Annotated in this window: 25 protein-coding genes; 12 read left to right on the forward strand and 13 right to left on the reverse strand. The window is 61.8% G+C overall.

Going from position 1 to position 24,296, the window contains the following annotated elements; genetic code table 11:
- Positions 1–74: 74 nt before the first annotated feature.
- The gene (locus IHE39_RS04330; RefSeq protein WP_192565615.1) at positions 75–1,283 is read right to left on the reverse strand and encodes a GNAT family N-acetyltransferase; all 1,209 of its coding nucleotides are present in this window, start codon (positions 1,281–1,283) and stop codon (positions 75–77) included.
- Between the two features lie 90 nt (positions 1,284–1,373).
- Between IHE39_RS04330 and IHE39_RS04335 the strand changes: the two genes are divergently transcribed.
- A complete protein-coding gene (locus IHE39_RS04335; protein ID WP_192565616.1) occupies positions 1,374–2,423 on the forward strand; it encodes a polysaccharide deacetylase family protein in 1,050 nt (349 codons plus the stop codon).
- Positions 2,424–2,426: 3 nt separating this feature from the next.
- Here IHE39_RS04335 and IHE39_RS04340 read toward each other — a convergent pair whose 3' ends face one another.
- Positions 2,427–2,645: a DUF2842 domain-containing protein gene (locus IHE39_RS04340; protein ID WP_192565617.1), complete on the reverse strand. Its 219-nt coding sequence runs from the start codon at positions 2,643–2,645 to the stop codon at positions 2,427–2,429.
- Positions 2,646–2,803: 158 nt separating this feature from the next.
- On the opposite strand from IHE39_RS04340, the gene IHE39_RS04345 reads away from it, so the two are divergent.
- Positions 2,804–3,898 (forward strand): COX15/CtaA family protein, encoded by a 1,095-nt coding sequence (locus IHE39_RS04345; RefSeq protein ID WP_192565618.1) that lies wholly within the window; start codon positions 2,804–2,806, stop codon positions 3,896–3,898.
- On the opposite strand, the gene IHE39_RS04350 is transcribed toward IHE39_RS04345, so the two are convergent.
- From IHE39_RS04350 to speB, 3 genes are all read right to left on the reverse strand, one after another.
- Positions 3,888–4,748 carry an aminoglycoside phosphotransferase family protein gene (locus tag IHE39_RS04350; protein ID WP_192565619.1) on the reverse strand — a complete coding sequence of 287 codons (861 nt, stop codon included), beginning with the start codon at positions 4,746–4,748 and terminating at the stop codon, positions 3,888–3,890. The genes IHE39_RS04345 and IHE39_RS04350 overlap by 11 nt on opposite strands.
- A gap of 1 nt (position 4,749) precedes the next feature.
- Positions 4,750–5,688, reverse strand: a complete 939-nt coding sequence (gene argC, locus IHE39_RS04355; RefSeq protein ID WP_192565620.1) for an N-acetyl-gamma-glutamyl-phosphate reductase — start codon at positions 5,686–5,688, stop codon at positions 4,750–4,752.
- A gap of 85 nt (positions 5,689–5,773) precedes the next feature.
- The gene (gene speB / locus IHE39_RS04360) at positions 5,774–6,730 is read right to left on the reverse strand and encodes an agmatinase (protein ID WP_184768874.1); all 957 of its coding nucleotides are present in this window, start codon (positions 6,728–6,730) and stop codon (positions 5,774–5,776) included.
- A gap of 189 nt (positions 6,731–6,919) precedes the next feature.
- Between speB and IHE39_RS04365 the strand changes: the two genes are divergently transcribed.
- Positions 6,920–7,999: a glycerophosphodiester phosphodiesterase family protein gene (locus IHE39_RS04365; RefSeq protein ID WP_192565621.1), complete on the forward strand. Its 1,080-nt coding sequence runs from the start codon at positions 6,920–6,922 to the stop codon at positions 7,997–7,999.
- A gap of 85 nt (positions 8,000–8,084) precedes the next feature.
- Here IHE39_RS04365 and rpsI read toward each other — a convergent pair whose 3' ends face one another.
- The 3 genes from rpsI to IHE39_RS04380 all read right to left on the reverse strand — a co-directional run bounded on the left by rpsI (position 8,085) and on the right by IHE39_RS04380 (position 9,773).
- Positions 8,085–8,561, reverse strand: a complete 477-nt coding sequence (rpsI, locus tag IHE39_RS04370) for a 30S ribosomal protein S9 (protein ID WP_184768876.1) — start codon at positions 8,559–8,561, stop codon at positions 8,085–8,087.
- A gap of 2 nt (positions 8,562–8,563) precedes the next feature.
- Positions 8,564–9,028: a 50S ribosomal protein L13 gene (rplM, locus tag IHE39_RS04375; RefSeq protein WP_184768877.1), complete on the reverse strand. Its 465-nt coding sequence runs from the start codon at positions 9,026–9,028 to the stop codon at positions 8,564–8,566.
- A gap of 298 nt (positions 9,029–9,326) precedes the next feature.
- A complete protein-coding gene (locus tag IHE39_RS04380) occupies positions 9,327–9,773 on the reverse strand; it encodes a PaaI family thioesterase (protein WP_184768878.1) in 447 nt (148 codons plus the stop codon).
- Between the two features lie 178 nt (positions 9,774–9,951).
- On the opposite strand from IHE39_RS04380, the gene IHE39_RS04385 reads away from it, so the two are divergent.
- The 5 genes from IHE39_RS04385 (at position 9,952) to IHE39_RS04405 (ending at position 13,624) form a co-directional block, all read left to right on the forward strand.
- A complete protein-coding gene (locus IHE39_RS04385; protein ID WP_192565622.1) occupies positions 9,952–10,773 on the forward strand; it encodes an enoyl-CoA hydratase in 822 nt (273 codons plus the stop codon).
- A gap of 2 nt (positions 10,774–10,775) precedes the next feature.
- Entirely contained in the window at positions 10,776–11,198 is a 423-nt protein-coding gene (locus IHE39_RS04390) for a VOC family protein (protein ID WP_192565623.1), read from the forward strand.
- Positions 11,199–11,261: 63 nt separating this feature from the next.
- Positions 11,262–11,783 (forward strand): CoA-binding protein, encoded by a 522-nt coding sequence (locus IHE39_RS04395; protein WP_192565624.1) that lies wholly within the window; start codon positions 11,262–11,264, stop codon positions 11,781–11,783.
- A 144-nt stretch (positions 11,784–11,927) separates the two neighbouring features.
- Entirely contained in the window at positions 11,928–13,211 is a 1,284-nt protein-coding gene (locus IHE39_RS04400) for an O-acetylhomoserine aminocarboxypropyltransferase (RefSeq protein WP_192565625.1), read from the forward strand.
- 68 nt (positions 13,212–13,279) lie between these two features.
- Positions 13,280–13,624: a cupin domain-containing protein gene (locus IHE39_RS04405; protein WP_184768883.1), complete on the forward strand. Its 345-nt coding sequence runs from the start codon at positions 13,280–13,282 to the stop codon at positions 13,622–13,624.
- A gap of 3 nt (positions 13,625–13,627) precedes the next feature.
- Here the strand turns inward: IHE39_RS04405 and IHE39_RS04410 are convergent, their stop codons facing one another.
- Complete coding sequence (locus IHE39_RS04410) at positions 13,628–14,275, reverse strand: CatB-related O-acetyltransferase (protein WP_184768884.1); 648 nt, start codon at positions 14,273–14,275, stop codon at positions 13,628–13,630.
- Positions 14,276–14,305: 30 nt separating this feature from the next.
- Entirely contained in the window at positions 14,306–14,908 is a 603-nt protein-coding gene (locus IHE39_RS04415; protein ID WP_343070056.1) for a class I SAM-dependent methyltransferase, read from the reverse strand.
- 313 nt (positions 14,909–15,221) lie between these two features.
- On the opposite strand from IHE39_RS04415, the gene IHE39_RS04420 reads away from it, so the two are divergent.
- The 4 genes from IHE39_RS04420 (at position 15,222) to IHE39_RS04435 (ending at position 20,674) form a co-directional block, all read left to right on the forward strand.
- Positions 15,222–15,854 (forward strand): ATP-dependent Clp protease proteolytic subunit, encoded by a 633-nt coding sequence (locus IHE39_RS04420; protein WP_184768885.1) that lies wholly within the window; start codon positions 15,222–15,224, stop codon positions 15,852–15,854.
- 300 nt (positions 15,855–16,154) lie between these two features.
- The gene (gene clpX, locus IHE39_RS04425) at positions 16,155–17,429 is read left to right on the forward strand and encodes an ATP-dependent Clp protease ATP-binding subunit ClpX (RefSeq protein ID WP_115733862.1); all 1,275 of its coding nucleotides are present in this window, start codon (positions 16,155–16,157) and stop codon (positions 17,427–17,429) included.
- A gap of 373 nt (positions 17,430–17,802) precedes the next feature.
- A complete protein-coding gene (lon, locus tag IHE39_RS04430; RefSeq protein ID WP_184768886.1) occupies positions 17,803–20,217 on the forward strand; it encodes an endopeptidase La in 2,415 nt (804 codons plus the stop codon).
- Positions 20,218–20,401: 184 nt separating this feature from the next.
- Positions 20,402–20,674, forward strand: coding sequence for an HU family DNA-binding protein (locus IHE39_RS04435; RefSeq protein WP_018427423.1), 273 nt, complete (start codon positions 20,402–20,404; stop codon positions 20,672–20,674).
- Between the two features lie 160 nt (positions 20,675–20,834).
- Here the strand turns inward: IHE39_RS04435 and IHE39_RS04440 are convergent, their stop codons facing one another.
- The 3 genes from IHE39_RS04440 to IHE39_RS04450 all read right to left on the reverse strand — a co-directional run bounded on the left by IHE39_RS04440 (position 20,835) and on the right by IHE39_RS04450 (position 24,267).
- Complete coding sequence (locus tag IHE39_RS04440; RefSeq protein ID WP_192565626.1) at positions 20,835–21,929, reverse strand: M24 family metallopeptidase; 1,095 nt, start codon at positions 21,927–21,929, stop codon at positions 20,835–20,837.
- Positions 21,930–22,021: 92 nt separating this feature from the next.
- Positions 22,022–23,614 carry an ABC transporter substrate-binding protein gene (locus tag IHE39_RS04445; protein ID WP_192566048.1) on the reverse strand — a complete coding sequence of 531 codons (1,593 nt, stop codon included), beginning with the start codon at positions 23,612–23,614 and terminating at the stop codon, positions 22,022–22,024.
- On the reverse strand, positions 23,614–24,267 hold the full coding sequence (locus IHE39_RS04450; RefSeq protein WP_184768889.1) for a helix-turn-helix domain-containing protein: 654 nt from the start codon (positions 24,265–24,267) through the stop codon (positions 23,614–23,616). The genes IHE39_RS04445 and IHE39_RS04450 overlap by 1 nt, the downstream gene beginning before the upstream one ends.
- Between the last annotated feature and the right edge of the window lie 29 nt (positions 24,268–24,296).

Genomic DNA, 24,296 nt, shown 5'->3' on the forward strand with positions numbered 1-24,296 from the left:
GGTAGAGCAACTCCAGGAAAAGTGTGCAGCGGTTTTCCGTCCGGAATTGCGATTCGAAGAAATGCGGAAACGCTCTAGTCGTCTTCGACTGGTACTGCGGCTGGCTTGCCGCGCACACCTGACCGCAATCGCTTGATCAGCGCCCACATCGTGGCATTGTTCTTGATCGTGCCCTTGGCACGCGACAGCGATTTCAGCCCGAGCGCATAGATGCGTCCCTTGACCGTCAATGGCACCAGCACATCGGAATGCAGGATCTCGAGATCGCACCACTGGCGCTTGTAAGGTTCGTCGCCGACGCTGAAATCGTAGATGTCGAAGCCCTGGTCGCAAGCTTCCGAAATGTTGTCGAAGAACAGGTATTCCCCTGGGCTGGCATAGGCCAACTCGTCGTCTGATATGGCGCCAAACTCGCAGACCAGGCGGTTTCCGGCCCGGCTCGAGCCGGTAACAGCGCGATACTTGCCGCCGACTTCGAGCCCGTGCAGCACGAAGGACGGATTTTCCTGTGCGAGCGCGTCGACGAACAGTTTGCGGAAGAAATTGCGCACCTCCGCGTCGGCAAACACATCGGTGATGCCCATGGCGCCGAAGCGCTGCTCTTTCATCGCGTAGAACGCATCGAGCATGGCGTTGGCCTCGGCAGTCGTGTGCGCCATCGTGCGCCGAGCGCCGCCAACGGCTTCGTATTTTCGTTCCTGACTGCGATGTCGCTTGCGCTTCTTCTTGCCGTTGGTCCGCGTCAGCACGCGTTCGAAGCCGCCGTCGAGATCGACGGCTAGCGCCACATTCGGGCTCGGCGACGACGACAGCTTGAGCAATGGATTGGACAGGCCCTTGAAATCGCCGATCAGGCGGTCGAAGGCGACAAGGTCGATGTCCGGCCGGGCTTTTCCGATCGCGCGCACAAGCACGTCGATGTCGCCGGCGCTCGCCGTGGCCAGCCAGTTCTTGTCGACGGCCGGAAAATTGCCGTTGGCATGCTTGCCGCCGAGGAAACGGGCGATGCGGAACGGTCCTTCGCGGCCGACTTCAAGCGCAACTGACATCACCGGACGCCCATTGGCGCTCAAGGTGGCGAGCACCGCGTCGGGTTTGCTGGCATCGATCCAGGTCGAGACCCATTCCGGGCTCTGGGCCGGCGCGTAAATGTGCGCGAACTTGCCGTAGGCGCTCAACGCTTCACTTGAAGCCGACAGGACGGCTGCGCTTGTCGCGTTGCCGGTGGTGGCAGCGTGACGAAGCAAGGCGTTGTTTTCGCTGGGGGCAGTAGCGTCAACCATACTTCAATCCTTGCCGGCTATTGATCGGCACATGTTGAGCATTCCTCGGTATGCTCGACGCCACCGAGCCTAAGCGCCAAAGGTGAAGGAATGATCGACATAGCCCGAAAGCTGGCTTTCCTGCTGATCGGATATGGCGGTCTTGGCGCACTGGCCAAGCCGCTGGTGGGCGGCGTCGGTGTCATCCTCATGCTGCACAGGGTCACCGCATTTCTCGATCGGCCCGACGGTCCCAACCGTCATCTGACGATAACGCCCGACTTCCTCGACCTGCTCATCGGCGAAATGAAACGGCTCGGTTATGCCTTCGTTTCGATGGATGAGGTCGTGGCTCGCCTCCGCTCTGGCCGGAATGCCGGGCCGTTCGCGGCACTCACCGCCGACGACGCCTACCGCGACAATCTCGTCGAGGCGCTACCGGTCCTCGAAAGCCAAGGCGCGCCCATCACCATCTATGTCGCGCCGGGGCTCACGTCAGGTGCCGCTGACCTGTGGTGGGAGGTTCTCGATGAGATCGTTGAGGTCGGCAGGCCAGTGACGGCCACGATCATGGGCAAGCAGCGCACATTCGAATGCGCCACCCCAGTGGCCCGCAAGAGCGCTTTCCTCGAACTGTCCGAGTGGCTGACATCAGAGGTGACGGAAGAAGAACAGCGGCAGGTTCTGCGGGGGCTGGCCGAACAGGTCGGCGTCGACGCCTCGGATACCAACCGGGTGTTGTTGATGGATTGGAGCGAGGTCCGCCAGGCCGCGAGCCACCCGCTTGTCACGATCGGTGCCCACACTGTCCATCATTGCAATCTCAAGCGCCTCGAAGCCGGCAAGGCGTTGCGCGAGATGCATCGTTCACGGAGCCTGATCGAGGCCGAGCTGGGCGAAGCACCGCTGCACTTCGCCTATCCCTACGGTTATGCCGCCGCCGCTGGAATGCGCGAGACCCATCTGGCGCGCGAGGCCGGTTTCGTGTCGGCGGTTACAACCCGACACGGTGTCCTGCTGCCCAACCATGCGACGCACCTGCACGCGCTGCCACGCTTGTCAGTCAACGGCCGTCATCAGGACCTTGCCGCGACGCGTGCCATGCTGTCTGGCGCGACGACGCTGCTGGCCAATGGCGGTCGCAGGCTCGTTACGGTGTAGGCTCTAGCGGTTGGCGGTCCTGGACGGCTTAACCATCCATTTGATGATCAACATCGCCGGCAGGATCCATAGAAGGCCGCTGAGGAAGAAGAACAGCAGGTGCACGACCGGACCTGACTGCGACAGCTGGGCCACCGCCACCATGGTCGCGATCAGCGCGTAGACGATGACCAGGAGCACCAGCAGCACGGTTCCGATCAGCTTCTTGACGCGCACGGGCATTTCTTCATCCTCTGTCGAGGCTTCGCATAGTCGCTCTTGCCAGCCGGTGCAACCGGGTAGGATGGTCGGCGCGACTGCTTGTCGCGTGAGCCGAACTTGCCAGCGGGGCCGTCATGGTCCACCAGTCCCGCGGTTTCGATGAGCCGGGAACGATCGTAATGTCAGCCATGACCAACACTGCCGCACCGCTTGCCGAGCGAAACAGGGAGCTGCGCAACCGCGCGCTCGTTCGTAGCTGGCTCTATGTCGTGCTTTTGGTCCTGTTTGCGCTGGTCATGGTCGGCGGCGCCACGCGCATGACCGGTTCTGGGCTCTCGATCACCGAATGGAAGCCGATCCACGGTGTCATTCCGCCACTCAACCAGGCCGAATGGCAGGAAGAGTTCGAGAAGTACCAGCAGATCCCGCAATACGAGCAGATCAACAAGGGCATGACCGTTGACGAGTTCAAGGGCATCTTCTGGTGGGAATGGGCGCACCGCCTGCTCGCCCGCGGCGTCGGTTTCCTCGTCGCCATCCCGCTCGCCTTCTTCTGGATCTCGGGCCGTCTCGAGCGGAGGCTGAAGCCGCGTCTTGTCGGCCTCCTGGCACTGGGTGGCTTCCAGGGCTTCATTGGCTGGTGGATGGTCGCTTCCGGGCTTTCCGAGCGCGTCTCGGTCAGCCAGTATCGGCTGGCGATCCATCTCACCTTTGCCTGCATCATCGTCACATCGGTCGCCTACATCGCGCGCGGCCTTGCGACCTATTCCGAGGCGCCGGCAGACCGGCGCATCCAGCGCTTCGCGGGCGTCATGGTGCTTCTGGTGATGTTCCAGATCTATCTCGGCGCCCTGGTCGCCGGCCTGCATGCCGGCCTGTCCTACAACACCTGGCCGCTGATGGACGGCGCCATCATCCCGGGCGACCTGCTGGTCATCGAACCGGTCTGGCGCAATTTCTTCGAAAGCCCCAAGACCGTGCAGTTCGTCCACCGCATGTTCGCCTATACGGTGCTGGTGGTTGCGCTCTGGCACGCCTTTTCGACCATGACGCAGGCGCCGCGCACGACCCATTCGCGCCGTGCCTGGGTGCTGGCTGTGCTGATCGTCGGCCAGGCTGCAATCGGCGTCGGCACCTTGCTGATGCAGGCGCATATGCACTGGGCGCTGCTGCATCAGGGCTTTGCGCTGATCGTGCTGATCTTCGCTACCGCGCACTGGCGCGCGACGAAGGGGGCCTATCCGCTCGAAAACGACGTCGCCGTCAGAAGCTAGCGCGTACCGCCCTGACGGCCGCCACGACAGCAAGTTCGCTCGCCTCCTCCTCGTCGTTTTCGTCCTCGGCATGCCAGGACGATGACAGGCAGCCCCAGGCGATGGCGTGATCCAGGATGGCGTCAGGGCGCTGGCCCAGCGTCTTGGCGAACATCTCTGCCATGTAGGCGATGCGCTGCGGGTCGACGCAGAGATCATCGTGCCGGTCGAGCGGGTTGTAGAAGAAGTTGGCCGCGTCGAAACCTGGATCGCCAAGGATGCCCTTGGGGTCGATGACCAGCCAGCCGCGCTCGCCGAGCAGGATGTTGTCGTGGTGCAGGTCGCCATGCAGCACGCGCAACTCGTGCGGATTTGACAGCAAGCGCTCCGCAATGGTTGCGGCGTCGCGATAGGGGCTTTGCAGCCCGGCATTGCGATCGAGCTCAGCCTTGTTGAACAGGCTGACAAAGCGCTCCCGCAGCGGCTGCAGATCGGCGGGAGGAGGGGCGTCGGACGGCGAAAACAGCCTGGCCATCACTTCGTTGGCGATTTCGGTAGCGTGCCGGTCGCCATGTTCGTTCAATTCATCGACGAGCAGCCTGTCGCCGGCATATTCGAGCAGCATGTCGTGGCCCTCGAAACCGAGCAATCGCACGGCTCCTATGCCGTCGCGCCAGCTGAGATAATGCGCACCACGCAACTCGTCGGCAACATCGTCGAACGGCTTGAGCGCCTTGACCACGGCAGGCTTGCCGTCGGCCAGCCGCACCTTCCAGATGCGGCTGGAGAACGTCTCGGCAATGAGTTCGGGGTCGCTGACATTCCAGTGATCCGGCCAACGATCTGGCCCAGGAACGACAGCCTGATCCATCCTAGTGCTTGAGCCCGAGCATCAGGTCCATGTTCTGGACGGCAGCGCCCGATGCACCCTTGCCGAGGTTGTCGAGCAACGCCACGAGGTTGACCTGGCCTTGGCCTTCGGTGCCGAAAATGTAGAGTTTCATGCCGTCGGTGTCGGCAAGTTCGGTCGGGTCAAGCCGGTCGAGCTTGGCGCTGACGGCCAGCGGCACGACCTCGACGATGTCCTGTCCGGCGTAATGTGCGGTGAGCGTCGCGTGGATGGCGTCGATCGACGCCGAACCGTTGAGGTCGGCGAGATGCAGCGGCACCTGGACGATCATGCCCTGGGCAAAACGGCCGACCGACGGTGCGAAGATCGGGCGCCGTTCGAGCAGGCCGTGCTGCTTCATCTCTGCGACATGCTTGTGCATCAGCGGCAGGCCATAGAGGAAATGCGGTGAGGCGATGTGGTCGGGACGGGACGCGTCCTCCATCTGGCCGATCATCTGCTTGCCGCCGCCGGTGTAGCCGGAGACGGCATTGACGCTGACCGGATAGTCGGCGGGCAGGATGCCGGCCGCGACCAGCGGACGTATCAGCGAGATCGCGCCGGTGGGATAGCAGCCGGGGTTGGCGACCAGTCGCGCATCGGCGATGCGCCGGCGCTGGGCGCCGTCCATCTCGGCAAAGCCATAGGCCCAGTCGGGGTGGACGCGATGCGCGGTCGACGTGTCGATGATGCGTGTCGAGTTGTTGCCTTCGAGGATGTGCACCGCTTCCTTCGACGCATCGTCGGGCAGGCAGAGGATGGCAACATCCGCCTCATGCAGCCGCTCGGCCCTGAGGTCGACGTTGCGGCGCTCGGCTTCCGGGATCGACAGCACGGCGAGGTCGTCGCGGGCGGCGAGCCGAGTGCGGATCTGGAGGCCCGTCGTGCCATGTTCGCCGTCGATGAAAATTTTTGGTTTCATTGTATGCCGTCCGTCGAAAAATTCGTTATTTCAGTTGGTTATGGCCAAATTCGGACTCACGTCCGCAAGCTCTTGATTCAGTGCCTCAAGCCTTGTCGCGCGCCTTCTTCTCGGCCAGCAGGCCGAGATAGTGCATCGCGACCGTCGAGCCTGCGATGGCCGTAATATCGGCATGGTCGTAGGCGGGTGCAACCTCGACGATATCGGCGCCGACGATATCGATCTGAGTCATCTGGCGCAGCACCGAAAGGATCTTGGCTGATGATGGACCACCGGCCACCGGAGTGCCGGTTCCGGGCGCATAGGCCGGGTCGAGGCAGTCGATGTCGAAGGTGACATATGTCTTCTTGCCACCGGTGCGTTCGGCGATCGCATAGGCGATGTCGGCGGCACGCATCTCCTCGACCTCGTGGCCGTAAAGGATCTTGATACCGCAATCGTCGGGCGCATGCGTGCGGATACCGATCTGGATCGAGCGGTCGGGATCGATGATGCCGTCCTTGACCGCGCGCGCCACGAACGAGCCGTGGTCTATGCGCTTGCCGTCGTCCGGCCAGGTGTCCTGGTGGGCGTCGAACTGTACCAGCGCCATGGGACCGTGGATTGCGGCATGGGCCTTCAGCACCGGCCAGGTGACGAAGTGGTCGCCGCCTAAGGTGAGCAGGAAAGCGCCAGATTTGAGGATCTTGGTCGCCTCGCGTTCGATCGCTGCCGGCGTCTTCTGGTGGTTGCCGCTGTCGAGCAGGCAGTCGCCATAGTCGATGACGGCAAGGTCGTCGAACAGGTCACGGTTGAACGGATACTGCGGATCACAATCGAAGATCGCCGAGGCGCGGCGGATGGCCTGCGGGCCGAAGCGCGCGCCGGGCCGGTTGGTGACCGCGGCGTCGAAGGGGATGCCCCACACGACGGCATCGGCCCCAGTGACGTTCTTCGAGTATTTGCGGCGCATGAAGGACAAAGCCCCTGCATAGGTCGGATCACCCGAGCGCCCCTTTGGGGTGCGCGCGTTGAAGGCGTGATCGATCGACGAAGAGGCCATAGGCAAACTCCTTTTTCAGTCTTTCGTAATTTCGAGGCGCAAGAACTACAGAAGCATTCGACAACATGCCAGCCCCAAGGCGAAAGGCGTGTGACACCTGCATTCATCGCGCTGTCATCCGGCTTTCACGCCCATGTCATCGCCGCCGCCTAGATCGTTTCCGGCAACTTCAGCCATGGAGCGATTCCCATGCGGACTGTTCTGGCAGGCACAGCCTCGTTCTTCCTGGCGCTTGGCCTGGCGACATCGGGCCATGCGGGTTCCCGCGCTGAAGAGATCCTCCAACGCTTCGAAAATGCCAACCAGTGGCGAGACCATGTGATGGTCGTGGCGCACAGGGCAGGTGGCCTGCAGGACGGCAAACGGCGCTTCGCCGAGAATTCCATCGCCGCCCTGCGCGATGCGATCATGCTTGGCGCCGAGATGGTCGAGATCGATATCCGACGCTCTGCCGACGGCGAATTGATCGTCATGCACGACAGCTGGCTCGACCGCACCACCGACTGCAAGGGCGAGGTGCTTGGCTACACCATGACTGAACTCAGGAAATGCCGGCTCGCTGTCGAGGGCACCGGCGATGTCACGGCCGAGCCGGTGCCGACGCTGCGGGACTATCTGTCTGTCGCCAGGGGAAAAATCCTGGTCAATCTCGACAACAAGCTCGAAACCGCTGACCTCGTCGACATGGTTGCGCTGGCGCGCGCCATGGAGATGGAAGAGCAGGTCGTGGTCAAGGCGAACCTGTGGAGTGCCGAGCGCGTCGCCACCGTCAAGGCGACCATGGCGCGCGTCGGGCGGGGGTTCCAGTTCATGCCGATCATGGCCGACGACGCCGTGCGCGACCCTGCCTTCGTCGCAGCCGCCGGCAAGGCCTTTGCCGCGGATGCGGTGGAGATGATCACCTGGCGCGGCGATACCGAGAAGATGACCGACACAGGTGGGCCGCTGTTTTCGGCGAAGGTGAAGGCTGCTGCCGTACGCGGCAACTGGCACATCTGGGTCGACACCCACGCCATCGTCAATAAGCCCGGCGGCTATCTCTCCGGCGGCCGCGGTGACGAATTGGCGGTTGCTGCCGGCTTTCCCAATGAGGTGTTTGGCTTCTGGGCTGAACGGGGCGCGACGATGATCCAGACTGACGAACCAAGGGCTGCGATCAACTGGCTGGCCGCCAATGGCTATCGAGTTCCCTATGCCGAAGCGGCGAAACCGGTGGTTTCGGTCGCCGGGCAGGCGGCAGCCGAACTGTCCGGCCAGCCGACGAACTGACTTTTCCGATGAACTGATGTCTCCCTTGCCACAACGAAAAAGGCCGCCCGAAGGCGGCCTTTCCAAATTCTGAACTGCGAAACGCTTAGCGCTTCGAGAACTGGAACGAACGGCGGGCCTTGGCCTTACCGTACTTCTTACGCTCGACGACACGGCTGTCGCGGGTCAGGAAGCCGCCCTTCTTGAGCACGCCGCGCAGCGTCGGCTCGTAGTAGGTCAGCGCCTTGGAGACGCCGTGACGAACAGCACCGGCCTGGCCCGAAAGACCGCCACCAACGACGGTGGCAACGACGTCGTACTGGCCGACGCGGGCAGCAGCGACGATCGGCTGGTTCAGGATCATCTGCAGCACGGGGCGCGCGAAGTAAGCCGCGAATTCCTTGCCGTTGACGATGATCTTGCCGGTGCCCGGCTTGATCCAGACGCGAGCAATGGCGTTCTTGCGCTTGCCGGTGGCGTACGCACGGCCGCTCTTGTCGAGCTTCTGGACGTGAACCGGAGCGGCAGGCTGCACCGAAGCGGTCACGGTGCCGAGTTCTGCGAGCGAGCTGAGATCAGCCATGATTACGAGGCCTTCTTGTTCTTGACGTTCAGCGCGCCGACGTCGAGCGTCACTGGCTGCTGAGCGACATGCGGATGTTCGGCGCCTGCATAGACGCGGAGATTCTTCATCTGGCGACGGCCGAGCGGACCACGCGGGATCATGCGCTCAACGGCCTTCTCCAGGACGCGCTCGGGGAAACGGCCCTCGAGCAGCTGGCGAGCAGTGCGCTCCTTGATGCCGCCTGGGTGACCGGTGTGCCAGTAGTACACCTTGTCGGTGAACTTCTTGCCGGTGAAGGCGACCTTGTCGGCGTTGATGATGATGACATTGTCACCGTCGTCGACGTGAGGCGTGAAAGTCGGCTTGTTCTTGCCGCGGAGGATGTTGGCGACGATGGAGGCGAGACGGCCGACGACGAGACCTTCGGCGTCGATCAGCACCCACTTCTTCACCACGTCCGCAGGCTTCTGCGAAAAGGTTGTCATGGTTATATGCTTTCGGTTCGGACCTTCAAAAGAAGGCGTTTCTTGTTGCTTTCATTGGCGAAAGACCGAAGCCCCAGCCAATAACAAAACGGCGACCCAATGCGGGCCGCTGCTTTGGATGGACTTATAGGCGAGGGTCTTCGCATCGTCAAGCATCTGCAATCCAGCGCTAGGACGAAAAAGATATAGAAAACATAGACATAGATATGCGGTATTATTTTACCGCATTCCCGTCGTTTGAATCGACCCCGGGTTTGGCACCTCCGCCGGCGGCAATGGCTAACCTATTGCGGCGCGTTCAGCGCTTTGGCGGGATGGAATAGGTGCCGGTTGCGTGCGCCACCGTCTGCTGGTTTGGGCCGGCCACGATGTCGATGTCGAACACCATCAGGCTCTTGCCGAGCTTTAGGATACGGCAATGGCCGTCGATCGGCCCCGCTTGTGCCTTGCGCATGAAATTGATGTTGAGGTTGGTCGTCACCGACAAGGCGTCGGGCCCGGCGTGGCTGAGCACGCAGACGTAGCCGCCTATGTCGGCAAGGGTGAATAGCGATGGCCCCGACACCGTTCCGCCGGGGCGGAGGTGGCGCTCGTCGGCATTGAGCCTGACCGTGCAGCCGCCCGCGAAGACATCCGTCACCTGGTAAAAATCATAGTGCTCGTTGAGTTGCGGGTAGACCTCCTTGAGGAGGGCGTTGACCTCGGCCGCGGCCATTAGCGGCTTCAATCCATTCTGCTCGGGCATCAGCTCTTTCCGTTGGCTTGCGGCAACATTTCCGGGGGCGTCATTCCGACTGCGTTTGAACCTGTGCGGTCGCCCGCGACACATAGTTGGGAACCAATGTTTGTGTGCAAACGTATATGGCTCAAGCTCGACGCCGGCGATTCGTCTTTCGCCGCATTGGTTCACGTTGGGGGACACTATGGCAGAAATCGTTGCCATCAAGCGCAGCACACCGGAAGGACCTGTTTGGTCCAGTCTGGAGAATGGCGTTCTGCGCCTGGTCCTCGCCAACCCACCCGCCAACGCCTTGTCGATCGACACGATGGCGGCGCTGCAGGCGCAACTCGATGGCGCTCGTGAGGACAGCGACGTCAGGGTGATCGTGCTTGCGGCTTCGGGCAGCGTGTTTTGCGCCGGCCACGATCTCAAGGAAGTGACGGCGCACAGGAGTGACGCTGATCGCGGCCGCGCCTTCTTCGAACTCACCATGTCACGCTGTTCGGCCCTGATGCAGTCGATCGTGCGCCACCCCAAGCCGGTCATCGCCGAGGTCGATGGCCTGGCAACCGCCGCCGGGCTGCAACTGGTGGCCAGCTGCGATCTGGCGATTGCCTCGGACCAGTCCACATTCTGCACGCCGGGCGTCAACATCGGGCTGTTCTGCTCGACGCCGATGGTGGCGCTGTCGCGCAACGTTTCGCGCAAGCAGGCGATGGAGATGCTGCTGACCGGCGAGACGATCGACGCGACCACGGCGCGCGACTTCGGCCTGATCAACCGCGTGGTGCCACGCGAGTACCTGACTCACATTGTTGCCAAATACGTCCAAACCATTGTTTCGAAATCACCTTTGACGCTGAAGATCGGCAAGGAAGCGTTCTATGCCCAGGCCGAGATGGGGCTGGCCGAAGCCTACGATCATGCGTCGCGGGTGATGGTCGAGAACATGTTGGCACGCGATGCCGAGGAGGGCATTGGCGCTTTCATCGACAAACGCAAAGCCGAATGGAAGGGAAAGTAAGTTTGGAACAACGCCTTTCGCTTGTCACCCTGGCGGTCGACGATCTCGGTCGCGCCGTGCGCTTCTATGAAGCGATGGGGCTCAGACGAAACCAGTCGATCACCGACGGTGTCGCCTTCTTCCAGATGGGTGGGATCGTGCTCGGCCTTTGGGGACGCGAGCAACTGGCGAGCGACGCTGGCATTCCAGGTGGCAAGGGCGGATTTTCCGGCGTGTCGCTTGCCTACAACACGCGCTCGGAGGGCGAAGTCGACGAGGTGCTGGCTACCGCAGAGAAAGCCGGCGGCCGAATCGTAAAACCCGCGCAGCGCGCCTTCTGGGGTGGCTGGTACGGCTATTTCGCCGATACCGAAGGCCATTTGTGGGAGGTGGCCCACAATCCGGATTTCCCGATCGCCGAGGATGGCAGCATCTCGCTGCCGTGAGCTGTGCGGCGTTTGCGCGCCTTGGCGAAAGCCGGTATCCAAAGGCCGTCGAACGAGGCGGCCATGAACCACGACAGCTACGACAACACCTACATCGCTGGCATCTTAAATTCGGTGAAGACGATCGCCGTCGTCGGCGCTTCGGCCAATGACGTCCGGCCGAGCTACTTCGTCACCAAGTACCTCATCGACAAGGGCTACGAGGTCTTTCCGGTCAATCCGGGACATGCCGGCAAGGAAATCCTCGGCCGCATGACCTATGCCAGCCTCGCCGACATCCCCGCGTCCGTCGACATGGTCGACGTCTTTCGCGCGTCAGGCGCTGTTCCCGGCATCGTCGACGACGTGCTCAACCTTGATCCGTTGCCCAAGGTCATCTGGATGCAATTGACCGTGCGCAACGATGAAGCGGCGGCACGCGCCGAAGACGCCGGCATCAAGGTCGTCATGAACCGCTGTCCCAAGATCGAGTACGCGCGGCTCGCCGGCGAAATCGGCTGGACCGGGGTCAACTCCGGCGTGCTCTCCTCCAAGCGCCCGGTGATGCGCGAGGGTTTCCAGAGCTTCGGCATACGCGCAAAATAATAGCGGCAGCTTCGCTTCAGCCTGACCCGATTGGAAAATCGTGCCGGAAGTATCGGTCCGGCTGGAACATTCGTCTTTGCTTTCCGGCGCGGGCTCCGCCAAAGATGGCGGCCGAATTCACCTTGCATGTCCTTGGAGGAACAAATGTCCCAGCGCGCTCCTGGTTTCAACACACTTGCGGTCCACGCCGGCGCGAAGCCTGATCCGGCAACCGGCGCTCGCGCCACGCCGATCTACCAGACGACGTCCTATGTCTTCGACGACGCCGACCACGCCGCGTCGCTGTTCGGGCTCAAGGCCTTCGGCAACATCTACACCCGCATCATGAACCCGACCCAGGCCGTGCTCGAGGAGCGCGTAGCAGCCCTTGAAGGCGGCACCGCAGCGCTGGCAACCGCCTCGGGCCATGCCGCTCAGCTGCTCGTGTTCCACAATCTGATGCGTCCGGGCGACAATTTCGTCGCCGCGACCCGGCTCTATGGCGGCTCGATCAACCAGTTCGGCCATGCCTTCAAGAATTTCGGCTGGGAAGCGCGCTGGGCCGACACCAACGACATTGCGAGCTTCGACAAGCAGATCGACGGCAAGACCAAGGCGATCTTCATCGAGAGCCTGGCCAATCCCGGCGGCACCTTCGTCGACATCGAGAAGGTCGCCGACATCGCCCGCAAGCACGGCCTGCCGCTGATCGTCGACAACACGCTGGCAAGCCCTTATCTGATCCGCCCGATCGAGCATGGTGCCGACATCGTCGTCCATTCGCTGACCAAGTTCATCGGCGGCCATGGCAATTCGATCGGCGGCGTCATCGTCGATGGCGGCACCTTCGACTGGTCGAAGTCGGGCAAGTACCCGATGCTGTCGGAACCGCGGCCTGAATATGGCGGCGTCGTGCTGCACGAGACCTTCGGCAATTTCGCTTTCGCCATTGCCGCCCGCGTGCTCGGCCTGCGCGACCTTGGCCCGGCGATCTCGCCGTTCAACTCGTTCCTGATCCTGACCGGCCTCGAGACCTTGCCGCTGCGCATGCAGCGCCATTGCGACAATGCGCTGACCGTCGCCGGCTGGCTGTCCGACCATCCCAAGGTCGAATGGGTGGCTTATCCCGGCCTCAAGAGCGACAAGAACCATGCGCTGATGAAGAAGTACTCGCCCAAGGGCGCGGGCGCTGTCTTCACCTTCGGCCTCAAGGGCGGCTACGAGTCAGGTGTCAAGTTCGTCGAAGGCCTGGAGCTGTTTTCGCACCTCGCCAATATCGGCGACACCAAGTCGCTGGTCATCCACCCGGCTTCGACCACCCACCGCCAGCTCTCCGACGAGCAGAAGATCGCTGCAGGTGCCGGACCTGATGTCGTCCGCCTCTCGGTCGGCATCGAGGATGTCAGCGACATCATCGCTGACCTCGAACAGGCGCTGGCCAAGGCCTGATCGGCCATGCAAGAGTTGACCCCGGCAGATTGCGCTGCCGGGGTCTTTTGCTGTTTGGGAGTTCGATCTTGCCGAGATTTCTTACCATCGACGTCAATGGCATCGAGCCGGAAGCAGGCGCTCCGGCGAGCGACCGCCTGATTTCGGGCGACCCGAAATTCAGCACCTGGAATGCCGAGGAGGCCGATGGCGGGCTTTATGCCGGTATCTGGCAATCGACGCCTGGCAAGTGGCGCATCGAATATGATGAATGGGAGTTTTGCCACATCCTGTCGGGCGTATCGGTGATCACGGAGGAGGGTGGCGAAGCCCGCACCGTCCGCGCCGGCGACAGCTTCGTGCTCAGGCCCGGCTTTAGGGGAAGCTGGGAAGTGCTTGAAACGACTCGCAAGGAATATGTGATCCGGCTCTGAGCCTCAGCTTCTCACGGCGTCGAATTTTTCGGACGCCAGCGTCAGTGCGTCGATCTCGTTGGCGCACAGCAGCGGCTTCAGCGCCTCGAACTTTTCCGCCGGCCATTCGTAGACCTTGAGCGCCAGCAGCCTGCCGACAACGTTCTGGGCAAAACGCGTCTTGATCGGAACGGCCGGATTGCCCGCAACGATCGTGTAGGGCGCGACGTCCTTGGTAACGATGGCGCCTGAGGCAACAATCGCGCCTTCGCCGATGTTCACGCCGGGCATGATCATGGCACGCATGCCGATCCAGGCGCCATCGCCGATGATCGTATCGCCCTTGCCGGCATAGGCATCCACAATGAACTCAGGGAACGGATAGAGGCTGAACCAGTCCGTCCGGTGTGTGTGGTTGCCGCCGAGCAGGATCACCGCCTCGGCACCAATGCAGACATAATCGCCGATATGGAGCTGATCGATCGGCCAGGCTGGCTGCCATGCCTTGAGGCTGTAGTCGTCGCCATAGAGATAGCGCACCACGCTCTCCTCGAACGATCCCGTCCAGGCATCGCTGTAGTAGCTGTGCGTGCCGCGAATGTGGATGTTCGGGTTCCTGACCGTCTCGTGCAGCAGCTCAACCTTGGACCAGTGTTTGGTATCGTTTGTCATCGTGTAAACATCCTCAGGCCACCCAGCCGCTCAGGCCTTGGTGGCGAACACATAAAGCCAGTCCGTCGGCAGGCCGTCATAGCCGCTGCCTTTGCGACTGGTGATTTCGATCTGCCCTTTCCAGCCGCGGTCGCCATATGCGTCTGCAAGCCAGTCGGGGGAAGGGTAGTTGTAGTACCTGCCGAAGCGATCGCGTCCCTCGGCTTCGCCAGCCTTGAAGCTCGCGTAGAACACGCCTCTCGGTCTCAGCGCCCGCTGCACACGTGCAATGATCCCCGCAAGATGCGCTCGCGGCACATGTAGCAGGCAGGCGTTCGCCCAGACGCCGTCATAGGCGTCGGTTTCTTCGATGTCTTCGAACAGAAGGACCTTGACGGTTCGGCCAAGACGTCTTGCAGCCGCTGCTGCCATCTCCGGTGTGCCATCCGATGGCGTGACGTCGAAGCCTTCGGCGAGCATGGCTTCGCTGTCTTGTCCTGCGCCGCATCCAAGTTCGAGCACGCGGCCACCACTCGGCAGCCGAGCCATGAATGCGTGGAGTTGGCGGTCGCTCGCCGCGACCCCCCTGGTCGTGTAGGCTTCCGCCTCGTTTGAGTAGAAGCTGATTGTCTCGCTGTCCTTGGCTTCCGACACGATCGCTCCGGCATCTGTCTTTCCGTGAAAAGGGCCGTCAACTGGCTTGCGAGCTGAGGCCTGGCTGTTTGTCGAGGCCCCAGGCATTCGCTCATCTGACGGGCGGGCATCATTTTCCCTACCGCAGCAGGTGCGGAAAGCGCCAGTGCCGACCATTGAGCCAGCTGTTGCTGCGAAAGTTAGCGGCAGCTGAAATCATGCGTGTTCACCGGCCTTGCGCAATGGTGAGGCGGCATCCTATTTACAGGGCAAAGCCTCTGAACCGATTCTGCCCGTCCGGCGCCGGAATCCCCTCACGATAAAGGGATAGTCGATGAAGAACCCCGTCGAAACATACATGAACCTCGTTCCGATGGTGGTCGAGCAGACCAACCGGGGCGAACGCGCCTACGATATCTTCTCGCGCCTGCTCAAGGAGCGCATCATCTTCATCACCGGTCCGGTCGAAGATGGCATGGCGACGCTCGTCTGCGCCCAGCTTCTGTTCCTCGAAGCCGAGAACCCGAAGAAAGAGATCAACCTCTACATCAACTCACCCGGGGGCGTGGTGACCTCTGGTATGGCGATCTACGACACCATGCAGTTCATCAAGCCGGCGGTTTCGACGCTGTGCATCGGCCAAGCCGCCTCGATGGGCTCGCTGCTGCTCTGCGCCGGCCACAAGGACATGCGCTTCGCCACGCCGAACGCCCGCATCATGGTGCACCAGCCTTCGGGCGGCTTCCAGGGCCAGGCCTCCGACATCGAGCGTCACGCCCAGGACATCATCAAGCTCAAGCGCCGTCTCAACGAGGTCTACGTCAAGCACACCGGCAAGGACTACGAGACCATTGAAAAGACGCTCGACCGAGACCATTTCATGACGGCGGACGAGGCCCGCGACTTCGGATTGATCGACAAGGTCATCGCCAGCCGCGACCCAGTTGAGGGTGCCACGGCTTCGTGATTGGACGCTGCGACCTGCCTGCAGGGCCACATCTCGCATTTTTGAGGTGCCCTGCGGCATTTCGGACACATTTTGCTGTTCCCTCCGTGGAAGCGTCGGCCTACGTTAAGGTGGCGTTGAGCTTCGACGGCTTAGCGTTGTTCAAGGGTGCCGCGACTCGTTGCAGCGACTTCTGGAATGTGAGTGTACGGAGCTCGTTGCGGCGGCCAGGGAATGGCGGTGGCGGCGTCCGTCGTTAGATTGCATATGCGCCCCGGAGCCAGACCTTCGGCCGGGCGGCAGTGAAAGGACTTGGACAAGATGAGCAAGGTCAGCAACGGCGGCGGCGACTCCAAGAACACGCTCTATTGCTCGTTCTGCGGCAAGAGCCAGCATGAGGTACGCAAACTCATAGCCGGGCCGACCGTCTTCATCTGCGATGAATGCGTCGAACTGTGCATGGACATCATCCGCGAGGAGAACAAGACCTCGATGGTGAAGTCGCGCGAGGGCGTGCCGACACCGCAGGAAATCCTCAAGGTTCTGGACGACTACGTCATTGGTCAGCCCTACGCCAAGCGCGTGCTGTCGGTGGCTGTCCACAACCACTACAAGCGCCTGGCGCATGCTTCGAAGAGCAACGACGTCGAATTGGCGAAGTCGAACATCCTGTTGATCGGCCCGACCGGCTGCGGCAAGACGCTGCTCGCCCAGACGCTTGCCCGCATCATCGACGTGCCGTTCACCATGGCGGACGCAACGACGCTGACCGAAGCCGGTTATGTCGGCGAGGACGTCGAAAACATCATCCTCAAGCTGCTCCAGTCGGCCGACTACAATGTCGAGCGCGCCCAGCGGGGCATCGTCTACATCGACGAAATCGACAAGATTTCGCGCAAGTCGGACAATCCTTCGATCACTCGCGACGTCAGCGGCGAGGGCGTCCAGCAGGCGCTGCTGAAGATCATGGAAGGCACTGTCGCTTCCGTCCCGCCCCAGGGTGGCCGCAAGCACCCGCAGCAGGAATTCCTGCAGGTCGACACGGCCAACATCCTGTTCATCTGCGGTGGTGCGTTTGCCGGCCTCGACAAGATCATCTCGGATCGCGGCCGCAAGACCTCGATCGGCTTTGGCGCCACTGTCGCTTCGCCGGAAGACCGGCGCAGCGGTGAAGTGTTCCGCCTCGTTGAGCCAGAGGATCTGCTGAAGTTCGGCCTGATCCCCGAGTTCGTTGGCCGTCTGCCGGTCCTGGCAACGCTCGAGGATCTCGACGAGCCGGCGCTGATCCAGATTTTGACCGAGCCAAAGAACGCGCTCGTCAAGCAGTACCAGCGCCTGTTCGAGATGGAAAATGTCGACCTGACCTTCCACGAGAACGCACTGTCGGCGATCGCCAAGCGCGCTATTGAGCGCAAGACCGGCGCCCGCGGCCTGCGTTCGATCATGGAAGCGATCCTGCTCGACACGATGTTTGAGCTTCCAGCGCTCGAAGGCGTCCAGGAAGTGGTGATTTCGGAAGAGGTGGTGACTGGCAGTGCAAGGCCGCTCTACATCTACTCCGAGCAGAAGGAAAAGAAGGGCAACGTCAGCGCCTGAGGCCTGGCAGTTTAGCTTTGAACCGCTCCAGCGAACGGCGCCCCTGCGGCGCCGTTGGCATTTGGGGCCTCGCCTCATTCTGGCCAGCAAATGATACGGCGCGGCGCATCCTCGGATGCGCAAAGCACGCTGTAGAATTTTGAAGCGGTGCATGTTCCTTTCCGAAAATCGATTCCGATTTTCGGGGGGCATACACTAGCGTGATTGGCCTTGATGTTTACCCGGCGAAGCTCCAACTAACGGAGAAGAGGCGATGGGTGCGTTTTCGTGCTGTAATACCGCGCGGTAATCGGCGGTAGGCGGAACCGTCCATGGTCGTTAATATGAGATTCGCGGTTGGCGCTCGCGCGGCTGCGAAATGAAAGGTTGGACAATGGCCAAAATATCCCGCTCTTCCAGCGAAGGTACCTTCGCAGTCCTGCCGTTGCGCGACATTGTCGTGTTCCCGCACATGATCGTCCCGCTCTTCGTGGGGCGTGAAAAGTCGATCAAGGCCCTGGAAGAGGTGATGGGTCAGGAAAAGCAGATTCTGCTTGCGACCCAGATGAATGCCGCCGACGATGATCCTGAGCCCGATGCCATCTACGACATCGGCACGCTCGCCAATGTGCTGCAACTGCTCAAGCTGCCGGACGGTACCGTCAAGGTGCTGGTCGAAGGCACGACGCGCGCCAAGATCCAGTCCTTCACCGACAAGCCTGATTTCCACGAGGCCCACGCTCTCGTCCTGAGCGAGCCCGAAGAGGAAGAGGTCGAGGTTGAAGCGCTTGCCCGTTCGGTGGTGTCCGACTTCGAAAACTACGTCAAGCTGAACAAGAAGATTTCGCCCGAAGTGGTTGGCGCTGCCAGCCAGATCGAGGACTACTCCAAGCTCGCCGATACGGTGGCCTCGCATCTTGCGATCAAGATCACCGAGAAGCAGGAAATGCTCGGCACGCTGTCCGTCAAGGAGCGGCTCGAGAAGGCGATGGGCTTCATGGAAGCCGAAATCTCCGTCCTGCAGGTGGAAAAGCGCATCCGTAGCCGCGTCAAGCGGCAGATGGAGAAGACGCAGCGCGAGTACTACCTCAACGAGCAGATGAAGGCGATCCAGAAGGAACTCGGCGAAGGCGAAGACGGCCGCGACGAGTCCGCCGAGATCGAGGCACGCATCAAGAAGACGAAGCTGTCGAAGGAGGCTCGCGAAAAGGCGGATGCCGAGCTCAAGAAGCTGCGCTCGATGTCGCCGATGTCGGCTGAAGCGACCGTCGTGCGCAACTATCTCGACTGGATCCTGTCGATCCCGTGGGGCAAGAACTCCAAGGTCAAGCAGGACCTGAACTTTGCCCAGGAGGTGCTCGACACCGACCACTACGGCCTCGACAAGGTCAAGGACCGCATCGTCGAGTATCTCGCCGTGCAGAGCCGCCAGAAGAAGCTGAAGGGGCCGATCCTGTGCCTCGTTGGCCCTCCCGGCGTCGGCAAGACCTCGCTCGGCAAGTCGATCGCCAAGGCGACCGGCCGCGAATTCGTGCGCATGGCGCTCGGCGGCGTGCGTGACGAGGCCGAGATCCGCGGTCACCGCCGCACCTATATCGGCTCGATGCCCGGCAAGGTCATCCAGTCGATGAAAAAGGCCAAGAAGTCCAACCCGCTCTTCCTGCTCGACGAGATCGACAAGATGGGCCAGGATTTCCGTGGCGATCCTTCGTCGGCGCTGCTCGAGGTGCTCGATCCGGAACAGAACGCAACGTTCATGGACCATTATCTGGAGGTCGAGTACGACCTTTCGAGCGTGATGTTCGTGACGACGGCAAACACGCTGAACATCCCTGCGCCCCTGATGGACCGCATGGAGATCATCCGTATCGCCGGCTACACCGAAGACGAGAAGGTCGAGATTGCCAAGCGGCACCTGATGCCGAAGGTGGTGCGCGACCATGCGCTCCAGCCCAAGGAGTTCTCGGTTTCAGAAGATGCGATCCGCTCCGTGATCCAGCTCTATACCCGCGAAGCAGGCGTGCGTAGCCTCGAGCGCGAGCTGATGAAGCTCGGGCGCAAGGCCGTCACCGAGATCATCAAGACCAAGAAGAAGTCGGTGAAGGTCACCGCCGCCAACCTGGACGAGTATCTCGGCGTGCCGCGTTATCGCTACGGCCAGGTCGAAGGCGAGGATCAGGTCGGCGTCGTCACCGGGCTTGCCTGGACCGAGGTCGGCGGCGAGTTGCTGACGATCGAAGGCGTGATGATGCCCGGCAAAGGCAAGATGACCGTCACCGGCAACCTGCGCGACGTCATGAAGGAATCGATCTCTGCGGCGGCATCTTATGTCCGCAGCAGGGCGCTCGATTTCGGCGTCGAGCCGCCGCTTTTCGACAAGCGCGACATCCACGTCCACCTGCCGGAGGGCGCCACCCCAAAGGACGGTCCGTCCGCAGGTGCCGCCATGGCGACCGCCATCGTTTCGATTCTGACCGGCATCCCGGTTCGGGCCGACGTGGCGATGACCGGCGAGATTACGCTTCGCGGCCGTATCTTGCCGATCGGTGGCCTCAAGGAAAAACTGCTTGCAGCACTTCGCGGCGGCATCAAGAAGGTGCTGATCCCGGAAGATAACGCCAAGGATCTGGCTGACATTCCGGAGAACGTGAAGAGCGGTATGGAGATCATCCCGGTCTCCCGGGTTGGCGAAGTGTTGCGCCACGCCTTGGTGCGCATGCCTGAGCCGATCGAATGGACCGAACCGGTCGATGTGCCTGCAGCCAAGTCTGACGCCGGCGACGATGCCGGCAAGGGCTTTGCTCATTAAGTTGCATCTAAAGTTGCAGTGAAAACGAAAAAGCCGGGCACCCGCCCGGCTTTTTCATGTGAAAAACCGCAGAATTCCGGGCTTTGTGAGCCTTTTCGACTTGGTTGTGCCGAAGCTTTTTTCTAAAGTCCGTGTCCTACCGGCTGAGTCTAATGTCCCGGTTTTCTCATGGAAGGGAATTTGAATGAACAAGAACGAACTAGTGTCCGCCGTCGCCGAAGCTTCCAAGCTTTCCAAGGGCGATGCGCAGTCCGCAGTTGATGCGGTGTTCTCCGTCATCACCGGCGAACTGAAGAATGGCGGCGATGTCCGGCTTGTCGGTTTCGGAAATTTCACCGTGTCAAAACGCGCGGAGTCGACCGGCCGCAACCCGCAGACCGGCGCGGAAGTGAAGATCCCGGCTCGCACGGTCCCGAAGTTCTCGGCCGGCAAGGGCCTCAAGGACGCGGTCAACTGATCGCTTTCTGACCGACGCAATGACTGAAAAGCCGGGCTTGCCCGGCTTTTCTTTTTGCCAGTTGCGTTTGCATCGCACTAAAAAAGGGGCCGCGGTCAAACCGCGGCCCCTTTGGTTTTCTCGATGAGAAAGGTTTGCCAGGCCGCCCGCCCAGCCTGGTTCAGGCCTTCAAGCGGAATGCTTCACGCGACAGATCGGACAGCACTTCGGCACGGTTGCCGCGCAGGATCACGATCTCTTCCAGCCTGAGCCCGAAACGGCCTTGCAGGTAGATGCCCGGTTCGATGGAGAACACGTTGCCTTCCACGAGGATCGTTTCTGAGGTCCCTGTGATGTAGGGCTGCTCGTGGATGTCGATGCCGAGGCCGTGGCCGGTACGATGGAGGAAGTTCGGGCCATAGCCGGCGGCGGTGATGACGTCGCGCGCTGCCTTGTCGACTTCCTTGGCGGCCACGCCGGGCTTGGCGGCGGCGATTGCTGCCTGCACGGCGCGTTCGAGCACGCCATGCACCTCGTCAAAGCCTTCCGGCTTGTCGCCGAACACGCCGACGCGTGTCATATCGGAGGGATATCCGTCCTTGCGGCCGCCGATGTCGATCAGCACGGCCTCGTTCGCCTTAAGCTTGCGGTCGCCGGTGTGGTGGTGCGGGAAGGCGCCGTTCTCGCCGAAGCAGACGCTGGTGAACTCCGGCTTGGCGCCGTTGGCGGCGTAGAAGTCGCGGATCACCTGTGCCACTTCCCGCTCGGTGACGCCTTCCCTGAGCGCGGCGAAGCCGGCGCGCATGGCGCCGTCGTTGAGCACGGCGTTCATCTTGAGCAGTGCGTACTCGGCCTCGTCCTTCTGGCCGCGCAGGAAGCTCACGGTATCGGCGAGAAAGCCGCGGCTGGCGCCGGGCAGGGCGTCGATGACCAGCAGCGCAAAATCGGCGCGCATGGTTTCGTCGAGCGCGATCCTGGGCTTGCTCTGGTCGGCGCCGCAATCCTTGAGCAGATTTGCGAGTGCGGCACCGGGGCCATCGGCATCGCTCCACGGGTAGAACGGCAACTGGGTGAAGGGGCGCTGGCTGTCGACGTTGAGTGCCGGCATCAGGAAGCCGGCATGGTCCTTGGCGACGATCAACAGCACTGGGCGTTCGTCACCATGCGGCGACATGCCGGCAAGCCAGACAAGGTGCGAAGAGGGGCCGACGACGACAAGGTCGGTTCCCGTTTCAGCCATGCGCTCGCGCAGCCGCGCCATCCGCTCTTCGTACATCGTCTCTGCCTTCTTGGAGTTGGGAGGGGTAAGGTGTGAGGTAGGGGCAATGGGACCGCCCGTAATCGGGCGGTCCTTGTCGGTACCGTTCGTCAGTTCTTCTTGACCAGACGGTAGTAGACGAAGTCGGAGGTCGCACCGTTGACGTAGCCTTCGACGTTTTTGGCACGCGCCACCTGGGTCGCGGCCTGGAACATGACGACGATCGGCGACTTCTCCTGCACCTTCTTCTGCAGGTCGACATACATCGCGCTGCGCTTGGCCTGATCCGGCTCGGCGAGTGCCGCCTTGGTCTCCTTGTTCAGCTCTTCCGGAACGGCCCAGCTGTTACGCCACGTGGTGGTCGACTGGTAGTTTCCGTCAGAATTGTCCTCGTTGTAGGCGAAGGCCTTGGCGTTGGAGTGCGGATCCATGAAGTCTGGGCCCCAGTACAGCAGCATCGCCTCATGCGTGCGGGCGCGGTACTTGGTGATCACCTGCGAGCCGGTGCCAGGCACGATGTCGAAGTCGATGCCGGCTTCGGCGAAGCTTGCCTGCAGCGACTGCGCCATGTCGGTGAACGGCGTCGAGTTGATGACGTCGAGCGTCACCTTGATCGGCGTCTTGATGCCGGCGTCGGCCAGGATCTGCTTGGCCTTGGCCGGATCATAGGTGTAGGGCGTCTCGTCGAGCGAACCCGGGAATCCCGACGGCCAGAAGGCCTGATGCGTCTGCATCTGGCCCTTGAGGAAGGTGTCGGTCATGCCCTTGTAGTTGACCAGGTAGCGGGCCGCGTCCCAAACGGCCGGCGGCGTCAGCGTTTCGGTCTTCTGGTTGAACGACAGGAAGTGCACGGCGGCCTGCGGATAGGTCTCGGTAACCAGCGTGTCCTTGCCCGCGATCGTTGCGATCTGGTCCGAGGTCAGGTTCTTGGCCATGTCGACGTCACCCGATTCCAACAACAGCTGCTGGGTCGCGGCTTCAGCGACGTGGCGGATGATGACGCCCTTGATTGCGGGTGCGCCGTTGAAATAATCAGGGTTGGCGGTCAGGTTGATCAGCTCGCCGGGGCGGAACGCCTTGAGCACGAACGGACCGGTACCAGCCGAGTTCGACTTCAGCCAGGCATTGCCCATGTCGCCATTGGCTTCATTGGCCTGCAGCGTCACCGCATCAACAATCGAACCCGGGCGGGCAGCCAGTACGTTGAGCACGAATGCCGACGCGAAGTTGCCCTCATACTTGATGACGACCTTGTTGCCGTCGGCCTTGACCATCGAATCGAAATTTTCAGGGGTCCAGCCGAGCTGCGTCAGGATGAAGGCCGGCGCCTTGTTCAGCACGATGACGCGCTTGAACGAATAGACCACGTCCTCGGCGCGCAGCGGGTTGCCCGAGGTAAACTTGACGCCGTCGCGCAGCGTAAAGGTGATGGTCTTGCTGGTGTCGTCGGCAGTCCACTCCTTGGCGAGACCGGCGGCCAGCGTCTTGGTGTCGGTGGCGTCGTACTGGATGAGGCGGTCATAGGTCTGGGAGACATATTCGCCCGACGAGAACTCGTAGGCCTCAGCCGGATCGATGCTGACGATGTCGTCGATGTTTTGCGCCACCACGAGAATGCCTGCCGGCGTTGCCGCAAGGCTGATTGCGGGCGTCATCGGCATCGCCAGCGCCGCGGCGAGCAGCGCGGCCTTGAACAGTTTCATCATCTTTTCTCCTTTTTGGTTCCCGTTGTCTTCTCTTCGGCCCTTGAACCGCGCAGGGCCGGATGCTCCGTGCGCGACCTGAACATCGGCAAGGTGCCGGTCCACAGCATGCGCGCGAACTTTTCGGTGTCGTTCGACCAGGAATGTGGGCGATTGCCGCGGAAATGCAGGCTGTCGCCGGCCGAAAGCACCATCTCCTCATCCTCGAGGCGCTGGGTGATCGAGCCTTCCAGGATGAACAGGATTTCCTCGCCTTCATGGCTGACCGTCTCTGAACGGTAGCCTGGCGGGACGTTGAGCACGAAGGACGAGAGCACGTTGCCGGTGAAGTCGGCGGCGATGCGCTCGTAGACGATCGACGAGCCGTCGACGGAGAATCGGTTGCGCTCGGCCGCGCGGGTCAATCCGTCCTCCGCGCTGGGCGTGGCGATGAAGTAATCCACACCCACGTCGAGGCTGCGGGCGATCTGGGCGAGGGTGCCCAGTGAAGGGGTGGCGTGATCGCGTTCGACCTGGCTGAGGTAACCGACCGAAATGCCTGCTTCGTCACACAATTCCTGCAATGTCATCGACAGCTGGCGGCGGCGGGCACGGATCAGCGCGCCTACCTTGGGCTGGCTCGCCGGCGTATTTTTGCTAGCCTCCGAGGACACGCTTTTTTGCTCCCATCAAAATTTTTTTG

Source organism: Aminobacter carboxidus (assembly GCF_014863355.1).
Taxonomy (GTDB): domain Bacteria; phylum Pseudomonadota; class Alphaproteobacteria; order Rhizobiales; family Rhizobiaceae; genus Aminobacter; species Aminobacter carboxidus.

Bases quoted from the DNA above. Each gene is read 5' to 3' on its own strand.
- IHE39_RS04330 (WP_192565615.1), bottom strand. From the start codon at position 1,283: ATGGTTGACGCTACTGCCCCCAGCGAAAACAACGCCTTGCTTCGTCAC.
- IHE39_RS04335 (WP_192565616.1), top strand. From the start codon at position 1,374: ATGATCGACATAGCCCGAAAGCTGGCTTTCCTGCTGATCGGATATGGC.
- IHE39_RS04340 (WP_192565617.1), bottom strand. From the start codon at position 2,645: ATGCCCGTGCGCGTCAAGAAGCTGATCGGAACCGTGCTGCTGGTGCTC.
- IHE39_RS04345 (WP_192565618.1), top strand. From the start codon at position 2,804: ATGTCAGCCATGACCAACACTGCCGCACCGCTTGCCGAGCGAAACAGG.
- IHE39_RS04350 (WP_192565619.1), bottom strand. From the start codon at position 4,748: ATGGATCAGGCTGTCGTTCCTGGGCCAGATCGTTGGCCGGATCACTGG.
- argC (WP_192565620.1), bottom strand. From the start codon at position 5,688: ATGAAACCAAAAATTTTCATCGACGGCGAACATGGCACGACGGGCCTC.
- speB (WP_184768874.1), bottom strand. From the start codon at position 6,730: ATGGCCTCTTCGTCGATCGATCACGCCTTCAACGCGCGCACCCCAAAG.
- IHE39_RS04365 (WP_192565621.1), top strand. From the start codon at position 6,920: ATGCGGACTGTTCTGGCAGGCACAGCCTCGTTCTTCCTGGCGCTTGGC.
- rpsI (WP_184768876.1), bottom strand. From the start codon at position 8,561: ATGGCTGATCTCAGCTCGCTCGCAGAACTCGGCACCGTGACCGCTTCG.
- rplM (WP_184768877.1), bottom strand. From the start codon at position 9,028: ATGACAACCTTTTCGCAGAAGCCTGCGGACGTGGTGAAGAAGTGGGTG.
- IHE39_RS04380 (WP_184768878.1), bottom strand. From the start codon at position 9,773: ATGCCCGAGCAGAATGGATTGAAGCCGCTAATGGCCGCGGCCGAGGTC.
- IHE39_RS04385 (WP_192565622.1), top strand. From the start codon at position 9,952: ATGGCAGAAATCGTTGCCATCAAGCGCAGCACACCGGAAGGACCTGTT.
- IHE39_RS04395 (WP_192565624.1), top strand. From the start codon at position 11,262: ATGAACCACGACAGCTACGACAACACCTACATCGCTGGCATCTTAAAT.
- IHE39_RS04400 (WP_192565625.1), top strand. From the start codon at position 11,928: ATGTCCCAGCGCGCTCCTGGTTTCAACACACTTGCGGTCCACGCCGGC.
- IHE39_RS04410 (WP_184768884.1), bottom strand. From the start codon at position 14,275: ATGACAAACGATACCAAACACTGGTCCAAGGTTGAGCTGCTGCACGAG.
- IHE39_RS04420 (WP_184768885.1), top strand. From the start codon at position 15,222: ATGAAGAACCCCGTCGAAACATACATGAACCTCGTTCCGATGGTGGTC.
- clpX (WP_115733862.1), top strand. From the start codon at position 16,155: ATGAGCAAGGTCAGCAACGGCGGCGGCGACTCCAAGAACACGCTCTAT.
- lon (WP_184768886.1), top strand. From the start codon at position 17,803: ATGGCCAAAATATCCCGCTCTTCCAGCGAAGGTACCTTCGCAGTCCTG.
- IHE39_RS04435 (WP_018427423.1), top strand. From the start codon at position 20,402: ATGAACAAGAACGAACTAGTGTCCGCCGTCGCCGAAGCTTCCAAGCTT.
- IHE39_RS04440 (WP_192565626.1), bottom strand. From the start codon at position 21,929: ATGTACGAAGAGCGGATGGCGCGGCTGCGCGAGCGCATGGCTGAAACG.
- IHE39_RS04445 (WP_192566048.1), bottom strand. From the start codon at position 23,614: ATGAAACTGTTCAAGGCCGCGCTGCTCGCCGCGGCGCTGGCGATGCCG.